Below are 25033 nucleotides of genomic sequence, written 5' to 3' on the forward strand. Positions count from 1 at the left end.
CGGCTGCTCAGATGGGCTCGGTCGGAGAGCAGCCGACCAACGGTCGGCTCTACCATCGGGCGGAGAGCAGCCGACCAACGGTCGGCTCTACCATCGGGCGGAGAGCAGCCGACCAACGGTCGGCTCTACCACCGGGTCGCCCAAAGGGGGGCGCGGTGTTTTACCCGTGCGGGGATTGCAACTGGGCGTCCAGCTGCGCCAGACGCTCCGGCGTGCCTACGTCGGTCCATCGGCCGCGATGGTGCTGGCCGGTCACACGGCCCTGCGCCATCGCGTGGCGCAGGAGGGGGACGAGGCTGAACTGCGGCGGTGTCGCGCCGGCCCCGGTGGTGTCGCCGATCACCGCCCGCCAGCCGTCGAGGATCGCCGGGCGGTACACGCCGATACCGGCATAGGTGAGCCGCGCGCTGTCGCCGTCATCGCTGACGCGACCATCGGCGTGCAGGATGAAATCACCGCGCGGGTGCTGCGCGGGATTGTCGACCAGCACCAGATGCGCATCGCCGGCAGGCGTGCGCGGCAACGTGGCGACCTCCATATCCGTCCACACATCGCCGTTGATCACCAGGAACGGTGCCTCGCCGAGAATCGGCAGGGCATTGAGGATGCCGCCACCGGTTTCCAGCGGCACGGCGCCCTCATCGATGAAGTGCAAGCGCAGCCCCCAGCGCGCACCGTCGCCCAGCGCGGGTGCGAACTGGTCACCCAGCCAGGCGGTGTTGATCACCACCTCATCAATGCCGGCGGCAGCGAGCCGTTCCAGGTGCCACACGATCAGCGGCTTGCCACCGGCCACCAGCAGTGGCTTGGGCGTGTGCAGGGTCAGCGGGCGCATGCGCTCGCCCTTGCCGGCCGAGAAGATCATGGCCTTCATGGGCGCGCCTGCACCGGTTCGGCGATGCGGGCCAGGGCCGGTTTGATGCGCAGCTCGAACAGGTCGTGCAGTGGGGCCAGCTCGGGATGGCGCGGCAGCACTTCATCCAGATAGCGGATGAAACGGGGTGCATCCTCGAAGTAGTGACCCTTGCCGTCGCGGTCGCGCAGGCGCACGAACAGGCCGAGAATCTTGAGGTGGCGCTGCACGCCCATCCAGTCGGCGTCGCGCAGGAACTGCGGCCACGGCCGCACCGGCAGGCCGGCGGCCAGGGCGAGCGCGTGATAGCGCGCCAACCACGCGTCCACGCGTTCGATCGGCCAGCTCAGGAACGCATCCTTGAACAGGCTGACCGGGTCGTAGGCGATCGGCCCGCGCACCAGATCCTGGAAATCCAGCACGGCCGGCCCGCCGTCGATCGGCATCAGGTTGCGCGGCATGAAATCGCGGTGGGTCAGCACCTGCGGCTGCTGCAGGGCGTTGTCCATCAGCAGGCGGTGCATGCGCTGCAGGTGCTCGATCTCGCCGCAGTCCAGTTCCAGGCCGAGGTGACGTTGCAGGAACCATTCGTCGAACAGCCCGGCATCACGCTGCAGCAGCGCCTCGCCGAAGCTGCCCATGCCCTCGGGCACCGGGATGGACTGCAGCCGGATCAGTTGCGCGAAGGCGGCATCGAACCAGGCATCGGCGTTGTCGGTGTCGATATGGCGGGCCAGCGTCGGGCCGCCCAGGTCTTCCAGCAGCAGGAAGCCGTTGTATTCATCGCGCGCCAGTACCTGCGGCACGCGCACGCCGTTGGGCTCGAGCAGGTCGTGCATGCGCAGCCACGGGCGCACATCCTCCAGCCCGGGCGGGGAATCCATCACGATGTGGCTGCCGCGCGCGCTGGTGGCGCGCCAGTAGCTGCGGAAACCGGCATCGACCGACGCACGGTCAAGCGCGGTGGCCGGGTCGCCGAGGGCGGCGCAGGTCCACTGCCGGCGGTGTTCGGCGCGCAGCGGATCGGAAGCGGGATCGTTCATGGACGGGTACGTCGAAGCGGCGCCGGAAGGCGCGCGGGAAGAAAGAAGAGGGCGATGCTCAGCGCTTGCTGCTGAACAGCCGGAGCACGGCCAGGACCGCGACCGCACCGAGGATCGCGCCGATGAAACCGGCAGGCTCGCCGCGGGCATACCAGCCCATGTACTGGCCGAACCAGCCGGCCAGCAGGGCGCCGACGATGCCGAGCACGATGGTCAGCAGGCAGCCCATGCGGTTGTTGCCGGGCATGAAGAAGCGCCCGAGCAGACCGACGACGAAGCCGACCAGGATGATGTAGAGCCAGCTGGTGCTGCCAAACAGTCCGTTCATGCCAAATGCGTCAGTAGAGGTGGACGCAGCCTAGCAAGGCCAGGCTGCGTCCGCCAACGTCAGCAGCAGCCGTGGCCACCGTGACGGGTGCCGCTGTCGGCGGCGACCGGCGAACCGCTGGTCTCGCCACGCAGGCTGGCCGCGTAATGCTCGCTGATCACCTTGGACACGCAGGAGGTCACGCGCTTGCCCATCGGGATGTGCAGGAACTCGTTCGGGCCGTGTGCGTTGGAGTGCGGGCCGAGCACGCCGGTGATCATGAACTGCGCACCCGGGAACTTCTCGCCGAGCATGCCCATGAACGGGATCGAGCCGCCTTCGCCCATGTACATCGCCGGCTTGCCGAAGAAGGTCTGGCTGGCGTCGTCGATCGCCTGGGTCAGCCACGGCGCCATCGCCGGGGCATTCCAGCCGCTGGAGGCCTTCTCCAGGTCCAGCTTCACTTCCGCACCGTTCGGCGGATCGCGCAGCAGGGCTTCTTTGAGCAGCTCGCCGCAGGCTTTGCCGTCAGCGGTCGGGGGCAGGCGCAGTGACAGCTTCACCGCGGTATGCGGGCGCAGCACGTTGCCGGCCGAGGCCAGCGGCGGCAGGCCGTCCACACCGGTGACCGACAGCGCCGGGCGCCAGGTGCGGTTGAGCACCAGTTCGGCCAGGTCGTCGTTCATCGGGCGCAGGCCATCGACCATCGGGAATTTCTCGAAGATCGCGGTGTCCACCACTTCAGCGGCACGCTTGGCCTGTTCCTGGCGCTCGGCCGGGATTTCGACATTCATGCCGTCGATCAGGATGCGGCCGGTGTTCTCGTCCTCGATGCGCGAGATCAGCTGGCGCAGCAGGCGGAAGCTGGACGGGATCACGCCGGAGGCATCGCCGGAATGCACGCCTTCGTTGAGCACCTTGACCGAGAAGTTGCCGCCGGTCAGGCCGCGCAGCGAGGTGGTGCACCACAGCTGGTCGTAGTTGGCGCAGCCCGAATCCAGGCACACCACCAGCGAGGGCTTGCCGATGCGGTCGGCCAGGTGGTCGACATAGGCGGGCAGGTCGTAGCTGCCGGATTCTTCGCAGGCTTCGATCAGGATCACGCAGCGCGCGTGCGGCAGGCCTTGTTCCTGCAGCGCCAGCACGGCGGCCAGCGAACCGAACATCGCATAGCCGTCATCGGCGCCGCCGCGGCCGTACAGCTTGTCGCCGCGCAGCACCGGGATCCACGGACCCAGGTCGTCGTCCCAGCCGGTCATTTCCGGCTGCTTGTCCAGATGGCCGTACAGCAGGATGGTATCGTCGCCGGTCTCGGCGCCGGAGGCCGGGATTTCCAGCAGCAGCAGCGGGGTGCGGCCTTCCAGGCGCACGACCTCGACGGTCAGGCCCGGCAGGTTCTGGGCGCGGGCCCAGGTTTCCATCAGGGTGACGGCCTGTTCCATGTAGCCGTTGGCGACCCAATCGGCGTCGAACATCGGCGATTTGTTGGGGATACGGATGTAATCGACCAATTGCGGGACGATCTCGTTGTCCCACTTTTCACTGACGAATTGGCCGAGCTTGGCGCTGTCCATCTGAACTCCAGAGTGCTTTTGACAAGTCCCGCCATTCTACGCCTGCGCTGGGGTAGGTATTTCCCTACACCACGTCGGGTGTTAGGCCTGCTGTGTGAAGGTGCCGTGGACGATAGGCTGTGTGTATGTGGCGAGGGACGCTGGAACCTTCGACAGGATTGCCGGCAGGGGCCGGTTCCGAGCCACAAGGAGTTACACGGTGGGACCTTGGTTTTCGTGCAGGGCGCTGGTGCTGGGACTGCTGTTGAGCGGAATGGCCTTCGCGGCCGATCGGATCAACATCAATACGGCGGACGCGTCGACGCTGCGGCAGGGACTGGCGAACGTGGGGCCGATGAGGGCCGAAGCGATCGTCGCGTACCGGCGACAACACGGACCCTTTGAACACGTCGAGGATCTGGCGCGGGTGAAGGGGATAGGGACAGCTACCGTCGAACGGAATCGACAACGGATGACGACCGGGGCCAGGCAGGCGCCGGCCGAGGCACCGCCCAGGAGGGCAGCGCCGGCCTCCGTACCAAGGCGCTGAACAACAGGACAGGTCGGGACAGGCAGGACGCCGGTCACTGGTCGCCACGGCAGGATGCCGCGGCGGCACCGACAGCTGCAGGGAGGCAGCACGCAGGGAGGCGGCGCGGAAGGATTGGCGCGGACCCACCAGGACGGTGGCATCCAGACCCCGGGAAGGGTTGAGATGGCGGAAGCATATACGGCCGAGTGCAGGACGCATGGCCGGCACCCAGACTGGGCAGGATGCACAGGGGGAAGGCGGGATGCCGACAAGGATGTATCGATTGCCCGGTTCGCACAGGATGTGTGGCCGGGCAATTACTTTTTGAGGCGCACGAAAACCGGCAGCAGGGCTGCGCGTGTTTTCGCGAACGCATGCAGGCACTTCGTGTAGCGTGGCGGCATCTCTTCGAATGGATGCACGACATGGCAGTACGCAGCACGCTGTTGAGTCTGGCCCTCGGGACGCTGCTGGCGACCGGGATGCTTCCCGCCACGGCCGCCAACAGTGCGCCGACGGCCAGCAAGACGACCGAGGCCCCGCGCGGTCCCACCGATCTCAAGCCCGGCGAGTTTCTCTGGCATCCGGAGATCTCCCCGTCCGGCCCGATCGTGCTGGTGGTCAGCCTCGATGAGCAGCGCGCCTACGTGTACCGCAACGGCATCGCGATCGGCATGAGCACGATCAGCTCGGGCAAGACCGGGCATGAAACCCCCACCGGCGTGTTCACGATCCTGCAGAAGGACAAGGACCACAAGTCCAACCTCTACAACAGCGCGCCGATGCCCTACATGCAGCGCCTGACCTGGGACGGTATCGCGCTGCACGGCGGCAGCCTGCCCGGTCACCCGGCCTCGCACGGCTGCGTGCGGCTGCCACAGGCGTTCGCGCAGAAGCTGTTCGGCGAAACCCACCGTGGCGATACCGTGGTGGTGGCCGATGCCAAGAGCGCGCCGATGACGCTGGCCTATCCGGCCGTGCTGGCGCCGGTCAGCAGCACCGGCAAACCGCTGGTCGAGAGCACCGACGCGCCGGCGCATTACTGGAACGATGCGGCGGCCCCGGCCGGCCAGGTCGGCATTCTGGTCAGCCTGCATGATCAACGCCTGTATGTGCTGCGCGATGGCGTGCTGATCGGCGAGTCGCGGTTGGAGGCCAAGGCCTTGCCGGCGTTCGAGGGCACCACGTTGTTCGTGATGGGCCAGGGCTACCAGGACAACCCCAGCCCGCTGGACCCGCACCGCCCGCTGCACCGCTGGACCGCCTACCCACTGCTGGGCCAGACCGCCGCCAATGCCACCCCGGACCTGCTCGCCACGCCGAGCCTGCCGATGGCGCTGCCGCCGGAATTCGCCGAACAGCTTTACAGCGTGCTGGTGCCCGGCACCACGCTGCTGGTGACCAGCCTGCCCGCGGTTCGCCCGGTGGCCGATGAACAGAACCTGCAGCCCGTCTTGGAATCCGACGCCGGCGGGTCCACGTTGTAAGGGTTGCCTCCGGTTGGTGTGCTGCCCATGCCCGTTGTGAAATTGCTGCCTGCCGCGTTCTGCGGCCTGATCGCGTCCGCCACGGCGGGCGCGGTCAGCCCTGCGCCGGCCCCGGAGGCGACTCCGGTGCAGATGGCCGAGATGCTCTCCAAGGCCGCACCGGCTGCGGACAAACACGTGTTGCAGCTGGCGGCCCGCGCGATGCGCTGTGCGTTGCGCCGGCCGGAACTCGGCGTCGACCCGGGCAAGTTGAGCGTGATCGATTACTCGCGGCCGTCGACCGAACCGCGCATGTGGATTTTCGATCTGACCCGCCAGCGGCTGCTGTTCGAGGAGTGGGTCGCGCATGGGCGCAACAGCGGTGACAACCGTACCCAGCACTTCTCCAACAAGGACGGCAGTTTCATGTCCAGCCTGGGCGCGTTCACCGCCAAGGAGACCTACATGGGCGGCAACGGCTATTCGCTGCGCCTGGAAGGGCTGGAGCCGGGCTTCAATGACCATGCCCGCGACCGCGCGATCGTCATCCACGGCGCGCCGTACGTGAATCCGGCGATCGCGCGCCTGCAGGGCCGGCTGGGCCGCAGCCTGGGGTGCCCCGCTGTGCGGCTGTCCGTGGCGCGGCCACTGATCGACAGTCTGCGCGGCGGCACGATGGTGTTTGCGTATTACCCCGACAAGGACTGGCTGGCGCGTTCGCGCCTGCTGGAACCCGATTGCGGCGGCGTGTCCTGAGGCAGCTCTGCTGCGTCGGCTCAGGCACACTGGCGCCATGTCGACCGATACCGTCCTGAGCGCGGCCAGCCGCGTCATCCCCTCCTTCGAATACCGCCGCGAACGCTGGCGCAACGGCCTGGGCTGGACCCGCGAGATCCTGCGCGTGCCCGACAACGACGATTGGCAGGTGCGCCTGTCGATCGCCGAGATCGAGCAGGACGCCGCGTTCTCGGCCTTTCCCGGGATCGACCGCGAACTGGTGCTGCTGCGTGGCGAAGGCCTGCACCTGCGGTTCGCCGATGGCGCACTGCATACCCTGATGCCGCCGCACGACCGCCTGCGGTTTGCGGGCGAAGCGCAGGTGACCGGCGAACTGATCGACGGGGTGACCCACGATTTCAATCTGATGTGGCGGCGCGATGCCGTGCAGGCCGAGCTGCTGCACCGGCCGCTGGTGGGCAGCATGTTCTTCTTCACCGAACCCGGGGCGGCGTGGGCGATTCATCTGCTTGCCGGCCAGGCCGAATTCGAAGGCGAGCCGTCGCTGGCACCGCTGGCCGCCGGTGATACCGCCTGGTTGGCCGCCGGTGAGCGCCACCGGTTTGCCTTGCACGGCGGCGGCGAGTTGCTGGCGATCCGTGTCACTGCGGGGGGCCGCAACGCCTGAGGGCCTGCCGACAATCCTCAGTACACGTCGCGCCGGTAGCGCCCGGCCACGATCAAGGCCTCTTTCCCGTCGCGGCCCAGCGCCTGCTCGATCACCGCGTCCACCGCCGGGGCCATGCCCTGCAGGCTGCCGCAGACCAGGATCGTGGCACCGTCGTGCACCCACTGCTGCAGCGTGTGGATCTGCGCCTGCAGCCGGTCCTGCACGTAGTGATGCTCACCAGCGTCGCGACTGAACACCGTATCCAGACGCGCGATCCAGCCGCCGCGCTGCCAGGCGCGCAGGTCGTCGCCGAAGAAGAAATCGTGCGCGGCCGTACGCTCGCCGAACAGCAGCCAGTTGCGGCGCGCGCCGGCACTGATCCGCTCGCGCAGGTGGGCGCGCAGGCCGGCGATGCCGGTGCCGTTGCCGATCAGGATCAGCGGCGTTGCCGCTGCCGCACCGTGGAAGTTCGGGTTGCTGCGGAAGCGCAGATCGATGCGCCCATCCAACGCAGCGTGATCGCACAACCAGCCGCTGCCCAGTCCCGGGGTGCCATCAGGACGCAGCTGACGGCGCAGCAGCAACTGCACCTGGCCTTCGGCAGGCAGGCTGGCGATGGAGTACTCCCGGTGCGGCAGCGGGCGTAGCGCGGCGACCAGCGCGTCTGTGTCGGCAAACGCGGCCGTCTCGTCGCTGCTGGGCAGATGCGCCCGCGCGAGATGCGCACGCAGCGGCTGTCCATCGATGTCCGCATCGCCCTCCCAGGGGGTATCGCGCAGCCAGGCCTCGACCTCGGCCGGCGAATGCTGCGGCCCGATCTCGACCACGTCGCCGGCCTGCCACGCCGGCAGCACGCCATCGGCAGGTACCAGGGTGATGCGGTAGGTCGGTGCGCCCGGGCTGCCCGGGTTTTCCAGATGGCGCGCCTGCAGTTGCCAGGGCAGATAATCGGCCGGGGCCCAGTCCGGCAGTTCGGTCGCTTCACCACCGAGCTGGCCGAGCAGTTGCTGCCAGTGGCGCAGTGCGCCGGGATCGGCATTGTCCACTTCGACGGTATCGAACAGCGGATGCGCACCGTGCTGACGCAGCCACGCATCGAGCTGGTGGCCAAACGCGCAGAAATGCCCGTAGCTGCGATCACCCAGCGCCAGCACGCCGTACTGCAGCTGCGGCAATGCGAGCGCCTGTGGCATCACCTTGCGCAGGAAGGGCAGGGCATGATCCGGCGCATCGCCTTCGCCGGTGGTGCTGACCACGAACAACACCTGCCCGCTGCGCTGCAGAAGCTCGGCCGTCACCGCATGCAGCGCGCGGATGCGGACCGGCAGGCCGGCAGCGCGCAACGCCTGCGCACTGCGTTCGCACAGCTGCTGCGCGAAGCCGGTCTGGCTCGCCCAGACAAGCAGGATCGGTGCGGGTCCGTTGTCGGCCACGTGGTCTTCGCGCGCGCGCCCGCGCCACCAGATCAGCGTGCAGAACGCGGCATAGCCCACCAGGCTGCCCGCTGCCCAGCGCCACTGCGAGGCCAGGGGTGCGCTCTGCCACCACGCGTCACCCAGATGCAGGCGCAGCATCGCCCAGGCGATGACCGCCAGCAACAACATGACCGCCAGGTTGCCCAGCCACGCACGGGAAGGACGCAGACTCATGCCGCGCCCACGCGGTCGTCGGCGAGCAGGTGCTCGAATGCGGGACTCATCTGTTCCTCGATCCCGTGCGCGCCCCGGCTGACAACGCGGGCGGCCAGTGCATGGGTGCGCGCAAATGCGATGCCCTCGTCGGGGCCCATCACCGTCAATGCGGTGGCCCAGGCATCGGCCTGCATGGCACTGTCGGCGACCACGGTGACCGCGGCCGCAGCGTGCGTGACCGGTGCACCGGTGCGCGGATCCAGCGTGTGGCTGAACTGCTCGCCGCCCTGTTCGAAGTGATGCCAGCGATCACCGGAGGTGGCCACCGCCCGATCTCCCAGCGCGAGCACGCGTGGCGGATGGTCTGCCTGTGCATCGTCTTCCGGGGCCGATTCCACCAGCACGCGCCACGGCTGGTCATCAGGCTTGCGGCCAAAGCCGTGCAGCTCGCCGCCGACCTCCACCAGTGCGGCGTGCACCCCGTTCCCGCGCAGCCACCTGCTGACCTGATCGACACCAAATCCCTTGGCAATCGCCGACAGATCCAGCGCCAGCCCACCGGGTTGCAGCAGGCGACCGGGCTGCCACTGCAGCCGTTCCCAGCCACACCGCGCACGGGTGGCGGCGAGGGCGGCCGCATCGGGAATGCGCCGGGCCTGCGCCTGTGCGCCGAATCCCCACAAGGCCACCAACGGGCCGATGGTCGGATCGAAGGCGCCGCCGCTGCGCTGTGCGATGTCCAGCGCGCACTGCATCACGGTGTCGAACAAGGGCGGCAGCGCCTGCCACTCACCCGCGGGCGCACGGTTGAAGCGCGCGATATCGCTGTCGGCTTCCCACGTGCTCATCTGCGCCACGATGGCGTCCAGCTGCGCCTGGATGCCGGCGTGCAGCGGGTGCAGGTCGCGGCTGCGCGCCACGGCCAGCTTTACCTGCCAGGTGGTGCCCATGGTGTGGCCGCCGAGGCTGGCGATGTCGAGATCCGGGTTGTTCATGGGGATGGGCACGTCGGGCCTAGTAAGCCCGATGGCCGGACTGCGTCGGGTGAAAAGCCCCCGTCGTGTCGACGGGGGCGGGGTGAGGTGGACGGCGCGTGCAGCGGCCGCGCCGAAGGCCGTTACTCGGGCAGCACTTCCAGCGTGGCCACGTAGCTCAGGCGACGCTTCTTGGCTTCCTTGATCGAGGTCTTGCTGTCCTCGGTGCCGGTTTCCAGCCAGTACATGCCTGCTTCCGGCCAGGTGACGGCGAACTCGCCCTTGGCATCGGTGCTGACCTTGATCTCGTCCTGGGCGTTGCGGTACCGGGTGCCGCCGCGGGTGATCTCGAACGCCAGGCCGGCGGTCGGCTTGCCGTCGACCAGCACGCGGAAGCGCGCGGCTTCACCGGCGACCAGATCGTTCGGGTGAGCCAGCGCGATCATCTCGATGCCCTGGTTGGTCGGCTTGAGCGCGGTGTCGTTCGGGGAGCCGTTGGTGACGAAGGTTTCCACGCGACCGACCGACTGCGAGACCTGCAGGTTCCTGGCGTTCTTCGGCACTTCGGTGGCGAAGGTGGCCGGCGTACCGCGCCAGCGCTTGGGCTTGCCGTCCTCTTCCCAGCTGGCCGACAGACCGTTGTTGATCGTGGCCAGGCGGTAGGTGCCCTGCTGGGTCAGCTCGACATCGAACACGCTGCGGAACTTGCCGGTCGCCGCGTTCTGCGGCTGCACGGTGCTGCCGTCCGGCGCGGTGATGACCAGGTTGTCCAGGCGCAGCGGCACGTGGTTGAAATAGAACAGGTCGTTGGAGACCGCCGCATCGACGGTGATCCACGGGTTGGTGCCCGCGATCACGGTCTGCGAGGGCTGCAGCCAGGCCTTGTGGGCCAGGGCGGAGAACGGAAGTGCGGCGGCCATGGCGGCGGCGAGGACGAGCGTGCGCTTCATCGAAAAACTCCAGGTGGATGGGGGATCAGGGCTTGGCGGTCAGGGTGACCAGACCGAGTTCGGTCGCGCCCTGGGCCTTGCCGGACTGGGCGGACGTGGCCGGCCAGGTGAAGGGGATCTTGAGCAGTTCGCGGCCGCCGACTTCGCGCACCGCTTCCACCACGAGGGTGTAGTTGCCCGGTGCCAGCGCCTTGAGCGCCGGCTGCTTGTCGCTGAAGGAGAGCGCGTGCTTGCCGACCGGGCGGGTCGGGCCGGTCACGCCGTCCACCGGCACCTCCAGCGTGCGGCCGCTCTTGCGCCACCACTGGCGCAGGTCGGGCAGCCACTTGGTGCCATGGCCTTCGGCGTTGCCGGTCTGCTGGTACCAGACGGAGAGGTTGGCGGCGACCTTCTGGTCGGCTCCTTCCAGCCACACGGCCACATACGGGCGGTGGTACTCGGCCACGTTGAGCTTGGGCACCTCGACGTTGATGTCCAGGGTGGTGGCATAGGCCGGCGAGGTGGCCAGCAGGCCGCTCAGGGCGATGGTCAGGGTGACGCGCATGGTGCGGCTCCGGAAGGGACGGTCAGTGGATGAGGATCAGGGCGATCAGCAGCGGGATCAGCAGGCCCAGGCCGACCAGCGGCCAGGTCATGCGGCGCTGGCGGGCATGCAGGTGCAGCAGGAACAGGCCGGTGATGCAGAACACCAGGCAGGCCACGGCGAAGATATCCAGGAACCAGCCCCAGGCGGGCCCGGCATTGCGCCCTTTGTGCAGATCGTTGAAATAGGACACCCAGCCGCGTGCGGTGGATTCGTATTCCACGTCGCCCGTTTCGCGGTCGATGCTCAGCCAGGCATCGGCCCCCGGGCTGGGCATGGAGAGATAGATTTCGCCATCGGACCATTCGGCCGGGCGGCGCCCGATCGAGATGCCGAGCTGCGCATCCAGCCAGCGGCTGGCCACCCGGGGAATGGGCGCGTGGCCATCGGCGCGGTCGCCCAACTTGCCGAGCAGGTCAGCAGGCAGCTCGAGCTGGCGGCTGACCACCTGCGGCGTGGCTTCGATCCTGGCCGCGTGGTTCAAGGTGATGCCGGTCGCGGCGAACAGCAGCATGCCGATCAGGCACACCGCCGAGCTGATCCAGTGCCACTGGTGCAGCGTGCGCAGCCAGAAGCCGCGGCGTTGTTGTTGCACGCTGGAAGAAGGAGCGCTGGTGGCCACGGTCGGGAGAGAGAGTACTGAGGGGCGAATTACACCATTGATGAGAATGATTCGCAATTTGTGAAAAAAGAAGGCAGCGTTCCGTCGCCGGCGCGCTGCCCGAGGTCAAGGCCAGCGGCGACGTCACTCAGGACGCCGCCGCGGTGTGCCTCAGAACTTGGCGTTCAATGAGATCCAGTAGCTGCGACGCTGATCCTTGGTGGCGTAATCGTCCACGCAGCTGAACTCGCTGTCGCTGATCAGCACGCAGGACTGCGAGACGAAGTCCTTGTCGAACAGGTTGTTGACCCGCGCGTTGACGGTCAGCCACTTATTGATATCCCAGCTGCCGCCGAGGTGGAAGATCGTGTAGTCCTCGTAATAGCGGGTCTGCGAGCTGCTCACGCCGCCGACGTTGCTGACCAGCGTGTCGCGGTAGCGGTCGTAGCGGCCTTCGCCGATCAGCGACAGGCTCACCGCCTCGCTGATCTGCCAGTTCAGGCTCGCATTGGCCATGTGCTTGGCCGGGTTGCCGGTGATCGGCAGGCCCTTGCCGGTGCCGCTGGTCTGCTCGCTCTTGGTCCAGGTGTAGTTGCCGCGCAGCTGCAGGGTGTCCAGCAGATCGACCTGGGCGGCGGCTTCGACGCCGCGGGTTTCGGCCTTGTCGATGTTCACGCTCTGGCCGAAGGTGCTGTAGCCCAGCTCGGCCCAGCCCGGACCGATGTCCACGCAGTAGCTGCCATCGTTCGGGGCGACTTCGCAGTTGGCGAAGGTGCCGCCGCTGGCGATCTTGTCATCGAACTTGTTGAGGAAGCCGGTGAGGTTGAAGCCCCAGCGATCGCCTTCGTAGTAAGTGGCGATTTCGTAGTTGGTGCTGGTTTCCGGCTTCAGGTTGGGCGAGCCGACCAGCGGGGTCACGCCCTGGCCGCCGAAGCCGACGATGCCCGGGAACAGCTGATCCGGACGCGGGGTCTTGTAGCCCGTGCTGACGCCGCCCTTGACAGTCCAGGCATCGCTGGCGTTCCACACCAGGTAGGCGCGCGGGCTGACGTGGCTGCCGAAGATGTTGTGGTCGTCATAGCGCACGCCGACCGTGGCGGTCAGGGTATCGGTCAGCGACCAGTTGTCCTCGGCGAACAGCGCCCACATGCGGTGCTGCTGCTTGACGTTGTTCTTGTAGCCGTTGCCGTCCATGCCGAACACGCCATCGACCATGTCGGTGTCGTTGTACTGGCCGCCCACGGTGAGCTTGTGCGCGCCGAAGGTGAGATCGAGCATGGTGTCCAGCACGTTGCCCTCCAGCTCCATGGTGCGCAGCGGGCGCGGCAGGAAGGCCTGCAGGCGCGCCAGCTCCGCCGGATTGAGTGCGCTCAACCCGTTGCGCGCGCCGGCCGCGCAGTTCGCTGCGGCACCGGTGCGGCGGCAGACGTCGTTCCACAGGCCCTGCAAATCAGCGCGCTCGTCCAGGGTCAGCGGCAGCGAGCGGCCGAGGTTGTTGCTGGTGATGTGGGTCAGCGTGGTCTGCCAGGTGCCGAACTCATAGCGGCCCTGATGGGTCAGTGCCAGCTGGTCGCGCTCATAGCGCTGGTAGGCGGTGTAACCCACGCGCGGCTGCACCACGCGGCGGGTGATGTTGCCCGGACCGTTTGGGTTGCGGATCGTCGCATTGCCAACGCGCCACAGGCTGGCCAGGCTGTCCAGGGTGCCAGTCTGGCCTTCGCTGTTGTCGTACTTCTGGCGCGACACGTCGTAGTCCAGCCACAGCTCGTGGTCGTCATTGACGATGAAGTTCAGGCGCAGGCCGGTGTTCCAGTTGGTGTTGGCCACCGCCTTGCCGCCGCCACCGAAGCCGATGCTGCGCGACCACAGCGTGCCGTCCGGCAGCGGCAGGTCATCCCATTCCGGGTTGGAGGCTTTGGCGTCGTAGTAGCTGCCGCGCACCGACAGTCCCAGGCGGTCCTTGATCAGCGGACCACTCAGGTAGACATCGGTGCTGCGGGCATCACCGAACTGGTCGTCCTGCTGCATCGTGAAGCCCTGGGTGACCGCGCCATGCCACTCGGTCTGGTTGCGGCGGGTGATGATGTTGATCACCCCGCCCATCGCATCGGAGCCGTACAGCGTGGACATCGGGCCGCGGACCACTTCGATGCGTTCGATCGCATCCAGCGGTGGCATGTACGAGAACTGGCCGCCACCGAAGTTGTTCGGGTACAGGTTGCCGGCGTTGCTCTGGCGGCGACCGTCGATCAGCACCAGGGTGTAGTCCGAGGGCATGCCACGCATGGAAATGGTGGCGCGGCCGTTCTTGTCGGTCGGCTCCATGCCCACGTCGATGCCTTCCACGTCGCGCAGCGCATCCACCAGGCTGGTGTACGGGCGCTTGCTCAGCTCCTCGCGGCTGATCACGCTGATGCTGGCCGGGGCATCGGCGATCTTCTGCTCGAAGCCGGCGGCGGTCACGACCACCTTGTCCAGCGTGGTCGGGGCGGCGGCCTCGCCGTTGGCGAAGGCCGGGGCGCTCAGCGCACCGAGCAGGGCGATGGACAGGGTGCAGCGGGACAGGGACGTGCGACGACGATGGCGCTGGGCCATGGGGGTAACCTCGGAAAGAAGAACGCGGACGCAACGCGGCAGGCCGCAGGGCGGCAACACGCGCAGGAATTAGGAAGGCCGGGAACGGGCAGAGCGTGCGTGACCGCGCGGGGCGCGATGGCGCCGCCGGCAGTCGGGATCAGCCCTGCGGAGGGGCCTGGCCGCGCTGGACGCGCAGGCCGGGTGCAGCAGGCAGCGGCGTGGCCGGTGCCGAATCAATGGCGGGTACGACCCGTGGCGGCTGTGCTACCAGCGTGGCCATCAGCGCATCCAGCGATTCCACGACCGGTGGCAGCGACGGCTGCGGCGGTGGCGTGGAAGCAGGGCGCGCGCTGGCGACCCGGCGCGGCTTGGCCGGGGTGTCTTCCTGCACCGCGGTCTCACCGCCGCCGACAGGATGCTCGTCCATTGGCATCTGCAGGACCATCACGGTGCTGCCCGGGGCAACGCGCTCGAGTACCGGCAGGCCGGTAAACAGCATCGCCAGCACCGCCAACCACGCCAGCACCACAGGCAGCGCCGGGCGCTGCCCGCGCATGGCGGTGGCAAAGCTGCGATGGCGGTGAGGGTGGCGCAAGGGAAGATCCCGAAAGGGCGGACCGGACCTCCGGTTCGCAACGCGCCGAGATTGTAGTGAGAAATGTTCACAAGCGCAAATGGGAATGATTTGCGATTGCGGGGGCCTATGGCGCCAGGCTCAGATCTCGCTCCAGCGTCGCAGGAGATTGTGATACACCCCGGTCAACTGCAGCACGGCCGCGCTGTCGGCACCGGTGGTGCGCAGCGTTTCGATCGCACTGTCCATCTCCAGCAGCGTGCGCCGCGCGCTGTCATCGCGCACCATGCTCTGCACCCAGAAGAATGAGGCCAGCCGCGACCCACGGGTGACCGGATTGACGCGGTGCAGGCTGCTCGAGGGATACAGCACCAGATCGCCGGCGGGGAGCTTCACCTCGTGCTCGCCGTAGGTATCGCTGATCACCAGCTCGCCGCCGTCATAGTCGTCCGGCGCGGTGAGGAACAGCGTGCACGATACGTCCGAGCGCAGATGACTGCGCTGTCCGTCCAGCTGGGTAATCATCACCGCCCCATCCACGTGGAAGCCGTACTCGCCGCCGCCCTGGTAGCGGTTGAAACGGGGCGGCAGAATCCGCAGTGGCAATGCCGCCGCGAAGAACAGCGGATGCCGGTCCAGGGCGCCCAGCACGATCCGGCCCAGCTCGGCCTTCAGGGGCGAGGCGTCGGGCAATTGTTCATTGCGCTTGACCTGCGCGCCCTGCGCGCCGACGGTCTCGCGCCCATCGGCCCATGCCGCCTCGGCCAGCGCGCGCTGGAGGTGGGCCAGTTCATCCGCGCTCAGTACGTCGGGAACATGCAGCAACATGACAGGGTCCTTGTACGACGCAGGGGAGGGCTCCCCTGCGTCGGCCGGTGGTCAGAAGCGGAAGTCCGCACTGAACAGGACGGTGCGCGGGGCACCCGGGGTGTAACGGTAGCCGCTCTTGTTGATCGCAGCCACGTACTGCTTGTCGAACAGGTTGTAGGCGTTCAAGCGCAGCACCAGGTGCTCGTTGATGGCATACGAAGCCACCGCATCGTAAACCGTGTAGGACTTGGTGAAGGCCGGGGTACCGACCGCACCGTCGGTGCCGCGATGCATCTGGCCGGCGTAGCGCACGCCGCCGCCGATCGTCAGGCCGGACGGGAAGGCATAGCTGGTCCAACTGGTGAAGGTGTCGCCCGGGGTGTAGGTCAGGTTGCGGGTGCCGTCGGCGGCGACGTTGGCGCCTTCTTCCACCTCGGTATCCAGATGGCTGTAACCCGCCGAAACCGACCAGTTGTCGGTGATGCGGCCCACGGTGGAGACTTCGATGCCCTGCACCGACTTCTTGCCGGTCTGGGTCGGGTTGCCCGCATCGTCCAGGACCTGCGTGTTGATCTCGTTGCTGACCTCGGTCTTGAACAGCGCCACGTTGAAAGCGAGTGCGTCATCGAGGAAGGCCCACTTTGTCCCCACTTCGATGGTCCTGGCTTTCTGCGGCTCCAGGCTCGGATTGTCAGCGCTGCTGGTAGAGGCGCTCAGCTGGAAGTTGCTGCCGCCCGGCGGCTGCTGGGAGAGGGCGTAGTTGGCGTACAGGCTGACGATGTCATCGACCTTGTAGACCGCGCCGAGCTTCCAGTTGAGCAGGGTGTCCGAATGTTCAAGCGAGGGATTGGCGATCACGGTGCCAACCGGGTTGGCGCCACAGGCCGGACCACGGCCGCCGCACACCGACGCACTCTGGTACTCGGTCGAGTAGTGGTCCGCGCGCAGACCTGCGGTGACCAGCAGGCTTTCGCCGAGGTTGAGGGTGTCGAAGAGATAGATCGAGGAGGTGGTGGTCTTGCCGTGGCTGTCGGCGCCGTTGTGTGCCCAGGTCAGTCCGGTCGCGTTCCAGTCCGGGGCATACAGGTTGGCCGGCGACCAGGTGGTGCCACCGGTGGCGGCCTGGCCGAAGCTCTTGAGCTCCTCGCGGGTGAATTCCAGGCCGGCGCTCAGGTTGTGCACGATCGCCCCGGTGGTGATATCCGCCCGCAGGTTGAGCTGGTCGGTCAGGATCGTGTTCTGCTGGTCCTTGAAGGTCGGCAGGCTGCGCGCGATGGTGTAGGTGGCTGGATCGGCCGGGTTGGTGAAGCGGATGTTGCCGGTCGGTGCGCCATTGGCACCGCGCGTGCCGGTACCCATGAACGCGGTCAGCAGGTAATCCTGGTCGGTGCGGCCCCAGCGGGCGGTGTTGGTCACGCGCACCGCGTCGTTGATGTCGTGCTCGATGCGGAACGTCGCCATCTTCGCGGTGACATCGTCGTGGTCGGCGCGGGTGCCGTAGAAATTCTCCGGATCGACCGGCTGGCCGGCCAGCTGCTCCAGGCTGGGCTGCGGCGTCCAGCCCGGCAGGCCCAGGGTCGGCACGCCGCCGTCGGGCACGTTGTCCTGGTCCACGTAGAGCAGGTTGAGGAAATAACGCGTGCTGGTGCCCAGGCCGAACGCCAACGACGGTGCGATGCCCCAGCGGCGGTTGTTGACGTGGTCGCGGCCGGGTTGGTCGCTGTCCTGCCACATCGCATTCACGCGCAACGCACTGGTTGCGCCGAGCGCCTGGTTCCAATCGGCGGTGCCGCGCTGCTGGCTGTCGGTACCGGCCGAGACCGTGCCCGACACGGCGTTGTGCAGGTTGGCCTGTTTGCTGACCATGTTGATCGCACCCGTGGGTGCCGAGCGTCCGTTGTCGGTGCCGGCCGGGCCCTTGGCCACCTCCACCTGCTCGGTATTGAACACATCCCGCGAGATCGAACCGAGGTCGCGCACGCCATCGACGAAGATGCTGCTGGAGGTGTCGAAGCCGCGCATGAAGATGCTGTCGCCGGTGTTGGTGTTGCCGTTCTCACCCACGTAGAACGTACCCACCCCCGGGCTGTTGCGCAGCGCATCGGTCAGCGTGGTCGCGCCCTGCTGATTGAACAGGTCGCTGGTGATCACCTGGATCGTCTGTGGGGTGTCCTGCAGCGACTGGGTGAACTTCGGGGAAGCGACCTTGTCGGCCTTGAAGCCGCGCACGCCGCGCACATCGATCTGATCCAGGGTCTGCGGCGTGTTGCCACTGGACTGGGCGTGCGCGATGACCGGCAGGACAGCCAGGCTCAGCCCGGTGACCAGGCCGGCAGTGGCGCGACCGGCAACGGTGCGCGGAAAGGAAGAATGCTTGCGGCTCTTGATCATGGTGTGGACGATCCGGGAAGGGAAAGACGGGCGGCGCGGCGCGCGCGGGGAACAGCGGCCGGCAATGGAGACGCGGGCACGCGAAGCCGTTCGCACTGCGCACAGGCGCAGGCACGGCACGCCCCACGCGGTGCGTGGGGCAGGGATCAGGCGTGGGGAGGCGCGTGGCCGGGATTGAGCCGCAGCGAAGGTTCCAGCCGCTGCCGCCGCAGCGCATCGGACGGCCACAGCGGGACCAGGGTCGTCCAGGCGGTGCGCCGCTGACGCAGGGGCACGCCGACATGGCCGAGTTCGGGATCGGGGCCGGACTCGGCGGCCGACGGGGGCTCTGCCGCCGGGAGCTCGGGCACGGGCATGGCCGGAGCGGTCGCCGTCGGCGAGATGTCCCAGGCCAGCGAGGTCCGTGCCGGCGCCTTGCCTGGCTCAGCGCCGCGCTGGGGTCCGCTCAGCCCGCGGCACGCCAGCAGCACCACGCAGAGCGTGGCCCACAGGGCAAGAGCGCCAAGAAGAGAGCGGTGGGCGGACACGGGCTACCGGACGGGCGCGACCGGCTGGCCGCAATGCCTATCGTAATAGGAACAATTCGCGTTTTCAAAACGCCGCCGTTCAGCCCGGCTCAGTCGCGGTCGTCGCGGGCCCAGACCGCGTCGTGTTCCCGCTTGACCGGGAACTTCGCGACCGGCGAGTAGGCGGGGGCGCACAGCGCGGCGCCGTCGCGGATATCGAAGCGGGCCCCGTGCAGGACGCACTCGATGCTGGCCTCGCCGATATCAAAGGTGCCCGAGGACAGCTCGAACTCGTCGTGCGTGCACTGGTCTTCCAGCGCGTACAGCTCGCCGTCCAGGTTGAACACCACGATCGGCGTGCCGGTCACTTCATCAAAGGTGCTCTTCATCTCGCCCGGCAGCAGCTCGGCGCTGGCGCAGACGAAGGTCCAGGTGTCGCTCACGCCGGCACCGCCAGCGGCTTTTCCAGGATCTCGAAGCGCAGGTCGTCGCGCTTGGGGATGCCGAAGCGTTCATCGCCATACGGGAAGGGCTTCTTGATGCCGGTGCGCTGGTAGCCGCGGCGCTCGTAGAAGGCGATCAGCTCGTCGCGGATGTCGATCACCGTCATCTGCATGACCGGCACGCCCCACTCGCGCGCGGCGTGGGCTTCGGCGGCCAGCATCACCTGCTTGCCGATGCCGCCGCCCTGCTGGGCTGGGTCCACCGAGAACATGCCGAAGTAGCCCTTGCCCTGGTCATCGGCCACGTGCGCGCAGGCCAGCAGCTGGCCGTCGCGCTCGGCGAGCAGGATGGTGCTGCGCGGGCGCTCGATGTCGGCCTGCAGGCCCTGCGGGTCGATGCGGGCGCCATCGAGGATGTCGGCCTCGGTGGTCCAGCCGGCGCGGCTGGCCTCGCCCCGGTAGGCGGAGGTGACAAGGGTGACGAGGGCGGGGATGTCGGCCAGCGTGGCGGCGCGGTAGGTGAGGGTGCTCATGCGGCCATTTTAGGCTGGTCGGGGCCGGGACGGAAACGACCGGGACCGGCAACAAAAAACGCCGTGGCAGGCCACGGCGTTCCGGTTGGACATAGACGGGCGAAGGCTCAGCCCAGCAGCTTGCGCACCTTGTTCAGCGCCACGATGAAGCGCTCGATCTCGTCATGCGTGTTGTAGAACGCCAGCGAGGCGCGGCAGGTCGCGGCGACGCCGTAGTACTGCAGCAGCGGGTGCGCGCAGTGCTGGCCCGAGCGGACCGCGACGCCTTCCAGGTCGAGCAGGGTGGCCAGATCGTGCGAATGCGCGCCGTCCACCAGGAAGGAGACCACCGCCGCCTTGTCCGGCGTGGTGCCGAAGATGCGCAGGCCCTCGATCTTGTTCAGCTCTTCGGTGAAGTGCGCCAGCAGCTCGCCTTCGCGGGCTTCCACGTGCTCCAGGCCCAACGACTCGAGGTAATCCACCGCCACGCCCAGGCCGATGAAGCCGGCGATGTTCGGGGTACCGGCTTCGAACTTGTGCGGGGCGTCGTTGAACACGGTGCCTTCGAAGCTGACTTCCTTGATCATCTCGCCACCGCCGAGGAACGGCGGCATGGCGTCCAGATGCTCGCGCTTGGCCCACAGCGCGCCGGTGCCGGTCGGGCCGCACATCTTGTGGCCGGTGATGGCATAGAAGTCACAGCCGATCGCGGGGATGTCGACCTTGCGGTGCGGCACGGCCTGCGAGCCATCCACCACGGTGACGATGCCGCGCTTGCGGGCTTCGCGGCAGATCTCGCGGACCGGGTTGACCGTGCCCAGCACGTTGGAGACGTGGGCAACCGCGAGCAGCTTGACCTCGGGGGTCATCGCCGCACGCAGTGCGTCCAGGTCCAAGGCGCCCTCCGGGGTGATCTCGGCCACGCGGATCGTCGCGCCGGTGCGCTGGGCGACCAGCTGCCACGGCACGATGTTGGCGTGGTGTTCCATGCGTGAGACCAGGATGACATCGCCGGCCTTCAGCCGCGGCAGTGCCCACGAATAGGCGACCAGGTTGATCGCGAACGTCGTGCCGCTGCACAGCACCAGCTCGCTGGCGCGCACGTTGAGGAAGCGTGCCAGCTTGTTGCGCGCGCCTTCGTAGGCATCGGTCGCCTCGGTGCCGAGCGCATGCACCGCACGGCTGACGTTGGCGTTGTAGCGGCGGTAGAACTCGTCCACCGCGCCGATCACCTGCACCGGCTTCTGGCCGGTGTTGGCGTTGTCGAAATACACCAGCGGCTTGCCGTGCACTTCGCGCATCAACAGCGGGAAGTCCAGGCGCACGCGGTCCCAATCGGGTGCGGCGCCGGTATCGGCGACCGGGCGCGGCGTGGACAGGTTCATGCCACGCCCGCCAGGGCCAGCGCACGGTCGAGCTGGGCGGTGAGCTGCTCGGTCAGGCGCGCGTCGAGGGCGTTCAGCGGTTCATGGCAGAACGCCGCGCTCAGCAGCTGCTGCGCGCGATCGGCCGGCAGGCCGCGCGAGCGCAGGTAGAACAGCGCATTCGCATCGAGCTGGCCGACCGTGGCGCCGTGGGCAGCCTTCACTTCGTCAGCATCGATCACCAGCGTGGGCTGGGTGTCGATCTCGGCATCGGCGGAGAGCAGCAGGTTCTTGTTGGACAGGTTGGCGTCGGTGCCATCGGCGCCTTCGCGGATGTGGATGCCACCGTGGAAGACCACGCGGCTGCGGTTGGCCGCCACACCACGCCAGACCATTTCCGAGGCGGTATCGCGTGCGATGTGCTCGATGCCCAGGCGGGTGTCGACATGGCGGCGGCCGTTGCCAAGCAGCACGCCGTTGGCGGTCAGCTGGGCGTTGTCGCCTTCCAGGCGGACGTTGAGCTCATGGCGGCTCAGCGCGGCGCCCAGTTCCAGATCGACACGGCGGTACTGCGCGTTGCGGGCCAGCACGGCGTCGGTGCGCAGCAGCGAGGTGGCGCGGGTGGCGTCGGCCTGCACGCGCGCGTGCGAGAGCACGGCATCCTGCGCCAGGTGGACGTGCACCAGGGTGTTGTCCAGGTGCGCGGCATCGCCGACATGCAGGTGGTGCTCGACCACGCCCAGCGCAGCGCAAGCACGAAGTTCGATCAGGTGACGGTGGTGCCAGGACAGATCGGTATCGCCGGCGACGCTGATGAAGACCAGCTGCAGCGGCGTCTCGACCTGCACGCCTGCGTCCACGCGCAGCAGCACGCCTTCATCGGCGAGCGCGGCGTTGAGGCGGGCGAACACTTCCTCGCTGCGCTCGAAGCGGCGGCCGAGGAAGCGAGCGGCTTCATCGCCCGCGGCCAGTGCCGAGGACAGGGTGGCCAGCTGCACACCGGCCGGCACCGCAGCGACATCGCTCAGCGCGCCGGACGGTCGACCATTGACGAACACCAGCCGCGGCGACGGAATGTCGGCCAGCAGGGCGGCATCGACCACGGCCGGGGCGAGCGGCGCCGGCTGGAAGCTGCGACGCTCCAGCTGGCGCAGGGAGGTGTATTTCCAGGCTTCGGTACGCGGGCCGGGCAGGCCGGCCTGCAGGGCGGCATCCAGCTCGGCGCGACGTGCATCGCTGCCGCAGAAGCCGCTGGCGAGGGAATCGAGCAGGGCGCTCATCAGACCGCTGCCTCCGGCACCACACGGTCCTTCAGGAAGTGGTAGCCATGGGCTTCCAGTTCCAGGGCCAGTTCCGGGCCGCCGCTCTGCACGATCTTGCCATCGGCCAGCACATGCACCACGTCCGGCTTGATGTAATCGAGCAGGCGCTGGTAATGGGTGATCACGATGAAGGAACGGTCCGGCGAACGCAGCGCGTTGACGCCGTCGGCCACGCTCTTGAGCGCGTCGATATCCAGGCCGGAGTCGGTTTCATCCAGGATCGCCAGCTTCGGCTCGAGCACGGCCAGCTGGAAGATCTCGTTGCGCTTCTTCTCGCCACCGGAGAAGCCTTCGTTGACGCCGCGGTGCAGCAGCTCGTCCTTCAGGTGCAGCACGGCCAGCTTCTGGCGGACCAGCTTGAGGAACTGCATCGAATCCAGTTCTTCCTCACCACGCGCCTTGCGCTGGGCGTTGAGCGCCGCGCGCAGGAAGTAGGTGTTGTTCACACCGGGGATTTCCACCGGGTACTGGAAGGCCAGGAACAGGCCGGCGGCGGCGCGTTCTTCCGGTGCCAATTCGAGCAGATCACGGCCTTCGAACTGCACGCTGCCTTCGCTCACGTCATAGCCATCGCGGCCGGCCAGGACGTTGCCCAAGGTGGACTTGCCGGCGCCGTTGGGACCCATGATGGCGTGCACCTGGCCGGGCTTCACGTCGAGCGAGAGGCCCTTGAGGATTTCTTTGTCGCCAATGCGTGCGTGGAGGTTGTCGATCTTCAACATGTCGATAATCGTCTTGTCAGATAGGGGAACTGGAGGCAGCGCGACTCAGAGGTCGTATTCGCTGCGCTCGAGGAATTCGTTGCGCAGGTAAGTGACCCGCGCGGTGGTCAAGGCCGCCTTGGCGCCGGAATACAGCATCGGGTACATCGAGCCGTACAGCAGGCGAGGGTTCTCGTTCTCGCCCACCGGGTAGCGCGCGTCCAGATCGGCGTCGCGCAGCTGGACCCACAGGCGCTGCGCGGCTTTCATCTTTGCCAGTGCGACCGGCTCGCCGGCCAGCTTGGCCACGATCTGACGGTACACCGCGTTCAGTTCGGCATCGGCCTGCTTGAACTCGCCGTCAGCGCAGGCATTGAGCTCGAGCTGATTGCCACCCGGATCGCATTTCACGTCCTGCGCGGCCACCGGCGCCACCGCGCCCAGCAGCAGACCCAGGCTGATCAGGACGCGGATCATCCGACCGAGCCTTCCAGGCTGACTTCCAGCAGCTTCTTGGCTTCCACCGCGAACTCCATCGGCAGCTCGCGGAAGACCTGCTTGCAGAAGCCGTCGACGATCATCGAGACCGCGTTTTCCTGGTCGATGCCGCGGGCGCGGCAATAGAACAGCTGGTCGTCGGAGATCTTGGAGGTGGTCGCTTCGTGCTCGACCGTCGCGCTGGGGTTCTTCACCTCGATGTAGGGGAAGGTATGCGCGCCGGACTTCTTGCCGATCAGCAGCGAATCGCACTGGGTGTAGTTGCGCGCGCCCTCGGCGCCGCGATCGATCTTCACCAGGCCACGATAGGTGTTCTGGCCATGGCCGGCGCTGATGCCCTTGCTGACGATCTTGCTCTTGGTGCGCTTGCCGATGTGGATCATCTTGGTGCCGGTGTCGGCCTGCTGACGATGGTGGGTCAGCGCGACCGAGTGGAACTCGCCGACCGAATCATCGCCAAGCAGCACGCACGACGGGTACTTCCAGGTGATCGCCGAGCCGGTCTCGACCTGGGTCCAGGTGACCTTGCTGCGCGCACCACGGCACTCGGCACGCTTGGTGACGAAGTTGTAGATGCCGCCCACGCCGTTCTCATCGCCCGGGTACCAGTTCTGCACCGTGGAGTACTTGATCTCGGCATCGTCCAGCGCGACCAGCTCGACCACCGCGGCATGCAGCTGGTTCTCATCGCGCATCGGCGCGGTGCAGCCTTCCAGGTAGGACACGTACGCCTTGTCTTCGCAGATGATCAGCGTGCGCTCGAACTGGCCGGTGTGGCCGGCGTTGATGCGGAAGTAGGTGCTCAGCTCCATCGGGCAACGCACGCCCTTGGGGATGAACACGAAGCTGCCATCGGAGAACACCGCCGAGTTGAGCGCGGCGAAGTAGTTGTCGCCGACCGGCACCACGGTCCCCAGGTACTGTTTGACCAGCTCCGGGTGTTCCTTGATCGCTTCGGACATGGAGCAGAAGATCACGCCCTTCTCGGCCAGTTCCTTGCGGAAGGTGGTGCCGACCGAAACCGAATCGAACACCGCATCCACGGCGACGCCGGCCAGCTTGGCGCGCTCATGCAGCGGCACGCCGAGCTTGTCGTAGGTGTCCAGCAGTTCCTTGGGCACGTCGTCCAGCGAGGCGTACTTCGGGCCCTTGGGCGCGGAGTAATAGCTCAGCGCCTGCAGGTCGATCTGCGCGATCTGCAGCTTGGCCCAGTCCGGCATCGGCATGGTCAGGAAGTGGCGGTAGGCGTCCAGGCGCCACTGCGTCATCCATTCCGGCTCGTCCTTCTTGGCCGACAGGGCACGGATGGTGTCCTCGTCCAGGCCGGGCGGCAACGAGTCCGATTCGATGTCGGTGATGAAGCCCGCCGAATACTTGCGGCCGAGCTGCTCATGGATCTCGCGGTTGGGGGTATCGCCGGTGGCGACGGTATCGAGGGTATCGGTGGCCATGGGG

Annotated in this window: 25 protein-coding genes; 4 read left to right on the top strand and 21 right to left on the bottom strand. The window is 67.5% G+C overall.

Going from position 1 to position 25033, the window contains the following annotated elements; translation table 11 throughout:
* Nucleotides 1-160 precede the first annotated feature (160 nt).
* From murU to ABE472_RS12265, 4 genes are read right to left on the bottom strand one after another with little or no spacing between them, the layout of a single operon-like run.
* The gene (murU, locus tag ABE472_RS12250) at nt 161-874 is read right to left on the bottom strand and encodes an N-acetylmuramate alpha-1-phosphate uridylyltransferase MurU (RefSeq protein ID WP_070426783.1); all 714 of its coding nucleotides are present in this window, start codon (nt 872-874) and stop codon (nt 161-163) included.
* On the bottom strand, nt 871-1896 hold the full coding sequence (locus ABE472_RS12255) for a phosphotransferase (protein WP_313212596.1): 1026 nt from the start codon (nt 1894-1896) through the stop codon (nt 871-873). Before ABE472_RS12255 ends, murU begins: the two co-directional genes overlap by 4 nt.
* Before the next feature lie 58 nt (nt 1897-1954).
* Nucleotides 1955-2224: a GlsB/YeaQ/YmgE family stress response membrane protein gene (locus ABE472_RS12260; RefSeq protein ID WP_019185648.1), complete on the bottom strand. Its 270-nt coding sequence runs from the start codon at nt 2222-2224 to the stop codon at nt 1955-1957.
* A 59-nt stretch (nt 2225-2283) separates the two neighbouring features.
* Nucleotides 2284-3777, bottom strand: coding sequence for a M20 family metallopeptidase (locus tag ABE472_RS12265; protein WP_313212597.1), 1494 nt, complete (start codon nt 3775-3777; stop codon nt 2284-2286).
* Nucleotides 3778-4030: 253 nt separating this feature from the next.
* On the opposite strand from ABE472_RS12265, the gene ABE472_RS12270 reads away from it, so the two are divergent.
* From ABE472_RS12270 to ABE472_RS12285, 4 genes are all read left to right on the top strand, one after another.
* Nucleotides 4031-4306: a ComEA family DNA-binding protein gene (locus ABE472_RS12270; RefSeq protein WP_313212612.1), complete on the top strand. Its 276-nt coding sequence runs from the start codon at nt 4031-4033 to the stop codon at nt 4304-4306.
* A 464-nt stretch (nt 4307-4770) separates the two neighbouring features.
* Nucleotides 4771-5775 (top strand): L,D-transpeptidase, encoded by a 1005-nt coding sequence (locus tag ABE472_RS12275; protein ID WP_313212613.1) that lies wholly within the window; start codon nt 4771-4773, stop codon nt 5773-5775.
* Between the two features lie 27 nt (nt 5776-5802).
* Entirely contained in the window at nt 5803-6510 is a 708-nt protein-coding gene (locus ABE472_RS12280) for a murein L,D-transpeptidase catalytic domain family protein (protein WP_346466291.1), read from the top strand.
* A 37-nt stretch (nt 6511-6547) separates the two neighbouring features.
* Nucleotides 6548-7159, top strand: coding sequence for a HutD family protein (locus ABE472_RS12285; protein WP_346466292.1), 612 nt, complete (start codon nt 6548-6550; stop codon nt 7157-7159).
* A 17-nt stretch (nt 7160-7176) separates the two neighbouring features.
* Here the strand turns inward: ABE472_RS12285 and ABE472_RS12290 are convergent, their stop codons facing one another.
* From ABE472_RS12290 to sufB, 17 genes are all read right to left on the bottom strand, one after another.
* Nucleotides 7177-8790: a flavodoxin domain-containing protein gene (locus ABE472_RS12290; RefSeq protein ID WP_346466293.1), complete on the bottom strand. Its 1614-nt coding sequence runs from the start codon at nt 8788-8790 to the stop codon at nt 7177-7179.
* Nucleotides 8787-9767 (bottom strand): FAD:protein FMN transferase, encoded by a 981-nt coding sequence (locus ABE472_RS12295; protein WP_346466294.1) that lies wholly within the window; start codon nt 9765-9767, stop codon nt 8787-8789. Before ABE472_RS12295 ends, ABE472_RS12290 begins: the two co-directional genes overlap by 4 nt.
* A gap of 122 nt (nt 9768-9889) precedes the next feature.
* Nucleotides 9890-10696: a DUF4198 domain-containing protein gene (locus ABE472_RS12300; RefSeq protein WP_313217464.1), complete on the bottom strand. Its 807-nt coding sequence runs from the start codon at nt 10694-10696 to the stop codon at nt 9890-9892.
* A 25-nt stretch (nt 10697-10721) separates the two neighbouring features.
* The gene (locus tag ABE472_RS12305; RefSeq protein ID WP_313217466.1) at nt 10722-11240 is read right to left on the bottom strand and encodes a DUF2271 domain-containing protein; all 519 of its coding nucleotides are present in this window, start codon (nt 11238-11240) and stop codon (nt 10722-10724) included.
* 22 nt (nt 11241-11262) lie between these two features.
* On the bottom strand, nt 11263-11901 hold the full coding sequence (locus ABE472_RS12310; protein WP_345784554.1) for a PepSY-associated TM helix domain-containing protein: 639 nt from the start codon (nt 11899-11901) through the stop codon (nt 11263-11265).
* 150 nt (nt 11902-12051) lie between these two features.
* A complete protein-coding gene (locus tag ABE472_RS12315) occupies nt 12052-14475 on the bottom strand; it encodes a TonB-dependent receptor (protein ID WP_346466295.1) in 2424 nt (807 codons plus the stop codon).
* A gap of 139 nt (nt 14476-14614) precedes the next feature.
* The gene (locus ABE472_RS12320) at nt 14615-15052 is read right to left on the bottom strand and encodes a hypothetical protein (protein ID WP_346466296.1); all 438 of its coding nucleotides are present in this window, start codon (nt 15050-15052) and stop codon (nt 14615-14617) included.
* Between the two features lie 120 nt (nt 15053-15172).
* Nucleotides 15173-15859 (bottom strand): Fe2+-dependent dioxygenase, encoded by a 687-nt coding sequence (locus tag ABE472_RS12325; RefSeq protein ID WP_313217472.1) that lies wholly within the window; start codon nt 15857-15859, stop codon nt 15173-15175.
* Nucleotides 15860-15910: 51 nt separating this feature from the next.
* Nucleotides 15911-18232, bottom strand: coding sequence for a catecholate siderophore receptor Fiu (locus ABE472_RS12330; protein WP_346466297.1), 2322 nt, complete (start codon nt 18230-18232; stop codon nt 15911-15913).
* A gap of 146 nt (nt 18233-18378) precedes the next feature.
* Complete coding sequence (locus ABE472_RS12335; protein ID WP_346466298.1) at nt 18379-18759, bottom strand: hypothetical protein; 381 nt, start codon at nt 18757-18759, stop codon at nt 18379-18381.
* 89 nt (nt 18760-18848) lie between these two features.
* Nucleotides 18849-19181, bottom strand: a complete 333-nt coding sequence (locus ABE472_RS12340) for a non-heme iron oxygenase ferredoxin subunit (RefSeq protein ID WP_346466299.1) — start codon at nt 19179-19181, stop codon at nt 18849-18851.
* Nucleotides 19178-19714, bottom strand: coding sequence for a GNAT family N-acetyltransferase (locus ABE472_RS12345; RefSeq protein ID WP_346466300.1), 537 nt, complete (start codon nt 19712-19714; stop codon nt 19178-19180). The genes ABE472_RS12340 and ABE472_RS12345 overlap by 4 nt, the downstream gene beginning before the upstream one ends.
* Before the next feature lie 107 nt (nt 19715-19821).
* Nucleotides 19822-21078: a cysteine desulfurase gene (locus tag ABE472_RS12350; protein WP_346466301.1), complete on the bottom strand. Its 1257-nt coding sequence runs from the start codon at nt 21076-21078 to the stop codon at nt 19822-19824.
* The gene (gene sufD, locus ABE472_RS12355) at nt 21075-22337 is read right to left on the bottom strand and encodes a Fe-S cluster assembly protein SufD (protein WP_346466302.1); all 1263 of its coding nucleotides are present in this window, start codon (nt 22335-22337) and stop codon (nt 21075-21077) included. The genes ABE472_RS12350 and sufD overlap by 4 nt, the downstream gene beginning before the upstream one ends.
* Nucleotides 22337-23101 (bottom strand): Fe-S cluster assembly ATPase SufC, encoded by a 765-nt coding sequence (gene sufC / locus ABE472_RS12360; RefSeq protein WP_123728594.1) that lies wholly within the window; start codon nt 23099-23101, stop codon nt 22337-22339. The genes sufD and sufC overlap by 1 nt, the downstream gene beginning before the upstream one ends.
* Nucleotides 23102-23146: 45 nt before the next feature.
* Nucleotides 23147-23557, bottom strand: coding sequence for a lysozyme inhibitor LprI family protein (locus ABE472_RS12365; protein ID WP_346466303.1), 411 nt, complete (start codon nt 23555-23557; stop codon nt 23147-23149).
* The gene (gene sufB, locus ABE472_RS12370; protein ID WP_346466304.1) at nt 23554-25029 is read right to left on the bottom strand and encodes a Fe-S cluster assembly protein SufB; all 1476 of its coding nucleotides are present in this window, start codon (nt 25027-25029) and stop codon (nt 23554-23556) included. Before sufB ends, ABE472_RS12365 begins: the two co-directional genes overlap by 4 nt.
* Between the last annotated feature and the right edge of the window lie 4 nt (nt 25030-25033).

The organism is Stenotrophomonas sp. TWI809, from assembly GCF_039673205.1.
In the GTDB taxonomy this organism is placed as follows: domain Bacteria; phylum Pseudomonadota; class Gammaproteobacteria; order Xanthomonadales; family Xanthomonadaceae; genus Stenotrophomonas.

Excerpts from the sequence above, each read along its gene's own strand:
- murU (WP_070426783.1), bottom strand. The coding sequence starts at position 874 with ATGAAGGCCATGATCTTCTCGGCCGGCAAGGGCGAGCGCATGCGCCCG.
- ABE472_RS12255 (WP_313212596.1), bottom strand. The coding sequence starts at position 1,896 with ATGAACGATCCCGCTTCCGATCCGCTGCGCGCCGAACACCGCCGGCAG.
- ABE472_RS12260 (WP_019185648.1), bottom strand. The coding sequence starts at position 2,224 with ATGAACGGACTGTTTGGCAGCACCAGCTGGCTCTACATCATCCTGGTC.
- ABE472_RS12265 (WP_313212597.1), bottom strand. The coding sequence starts at position 3,777 with ATGGACAGCGCCAAGCTCGGCCAATTCGTCAGTGAAAAGTGGGACAAC.
- ABE472_RS12270 (WP_313212612.1), top strand. The coding sequence starts at position 4,031 with ATGGCCTTCGCGGCCGATCGGATCAACATCAATACGGCGGACGCGTCG.
- ABE472_RS12275 (WP_313212613.1), top strand. The coding sequence starts at position 4,771 with ATGCTTCCCGCCACGGCCGCCAACAGTGCGCCGACGGCCAGCAAGACG.
- ABE472_RS12280 (WP_346466291.1), top strand. The coding sequence starts at position 5,803 with ATGCCCGTTGTGAAATTGCTGCCTGCCGCGTTCTGCGGCCTGATCGCG.
- ABE472_RS12285 (WP_346466292.1), top strand. The coding sequence starts at position 6,548 with ATGTCGACCGATACCGTCCTGAGCGCGGCCAGCCGCGTCATCCCCTCC.
- ABE472_RS12290 (WP_346466293.1), bottom strand. The coding sequence starts at position 8,790 with ATGAGTCTGCGTCCTTCCCGTGCGTGGCTGGGCAACCTGGCGGTCATG.
- ABE472_RS12295 (WP_346466294.1), bottom strand. The coding sequence starts at position 9,767 with ATGAACAACCCGGATCTCGACATCGCCAGCCTCGGCGGCCACACCATG.
- ABE472_RS12300 (WP_313217464.1), bottom strand. The coding sequence starts at position 10,696 with ATGAAGCGCACGCTCGTCCTCGCCGCCGCCATGGCCGCCGCACTTCCG.
- ABE472_RS12305 (WP_313217466.1), bottom strand. The coding sequence starts at position 11,240 with ATGCGCGTCACCCTGACCATCGCCCTGAGCGGCCTGCTGGCCACCTCG.
- ABE472_RS12315 (WP_346466295.1), bottom strand. The coding sequence starts at position 14,475 with ATGGCCCAGCGCCATCGTCGTCGCACGTCCCTGTCCCGCTGCACCCTG.
- ABE472_RS12325 (WP_313217472.1), bottom strand. The coding sequence starts at position 15,859 with ATGTTGCTGCATGTTCCCGACGTACTGAGCGCGGATGAACTGGCCCAC.
- ABE472_RS12330 (WP_346466297.1), bottom strand. The coding sequence starts at position 18,232 with ATGATCAAGAGCCGCAAGCATTCTTCCTTTCCGCGCACCGTTGCCGGT.
- ABE472_RS12345 (WP_346466300.1), bottom strand. The coding sequence starts at position 19,714 with ATGAGCACCCTCACCTACCGCGCCGCCACGCTGGCCGACATCCCCGCC.
- ABE472_RS12350 (WP_346466301.1), bottom strand. The coding sequence starts at position 21,078 with ATGAACCTGTCCACGCCGCGCCCGGTCGCCGATACCGGCGCCGCACCC.
- sufD (WP_346466302.1), bottom strand. The coding sequence starts at position 22,337 with ATGAGCGCCCTGCTCGATTCCCTCGCCAGCGGCTTCTGCGGCAGCGAT.
- sufC (WP_123728594.1), bottom strand. The coding sequence starts at position 23,101 with ATGTTGAAGATCGACAACCTCCACGCACGCATTGGCGACAAAGAAATC.
- ABE472_RS12365 (WP_346466303.1), bottom strand. The coding sequence starts at position 23,557 with ATGATCCGCGTCCTGATCAGCCTGGGTCTGCTGCTGGGCGCGGTGGCG.
- sufB (WP_346466304.1), bottom strand. The coding sequence starts at position 25,029 with ATGGCCACCGATACCCTCGATACCGTCGCCACCGGCGATACCCCCAAC.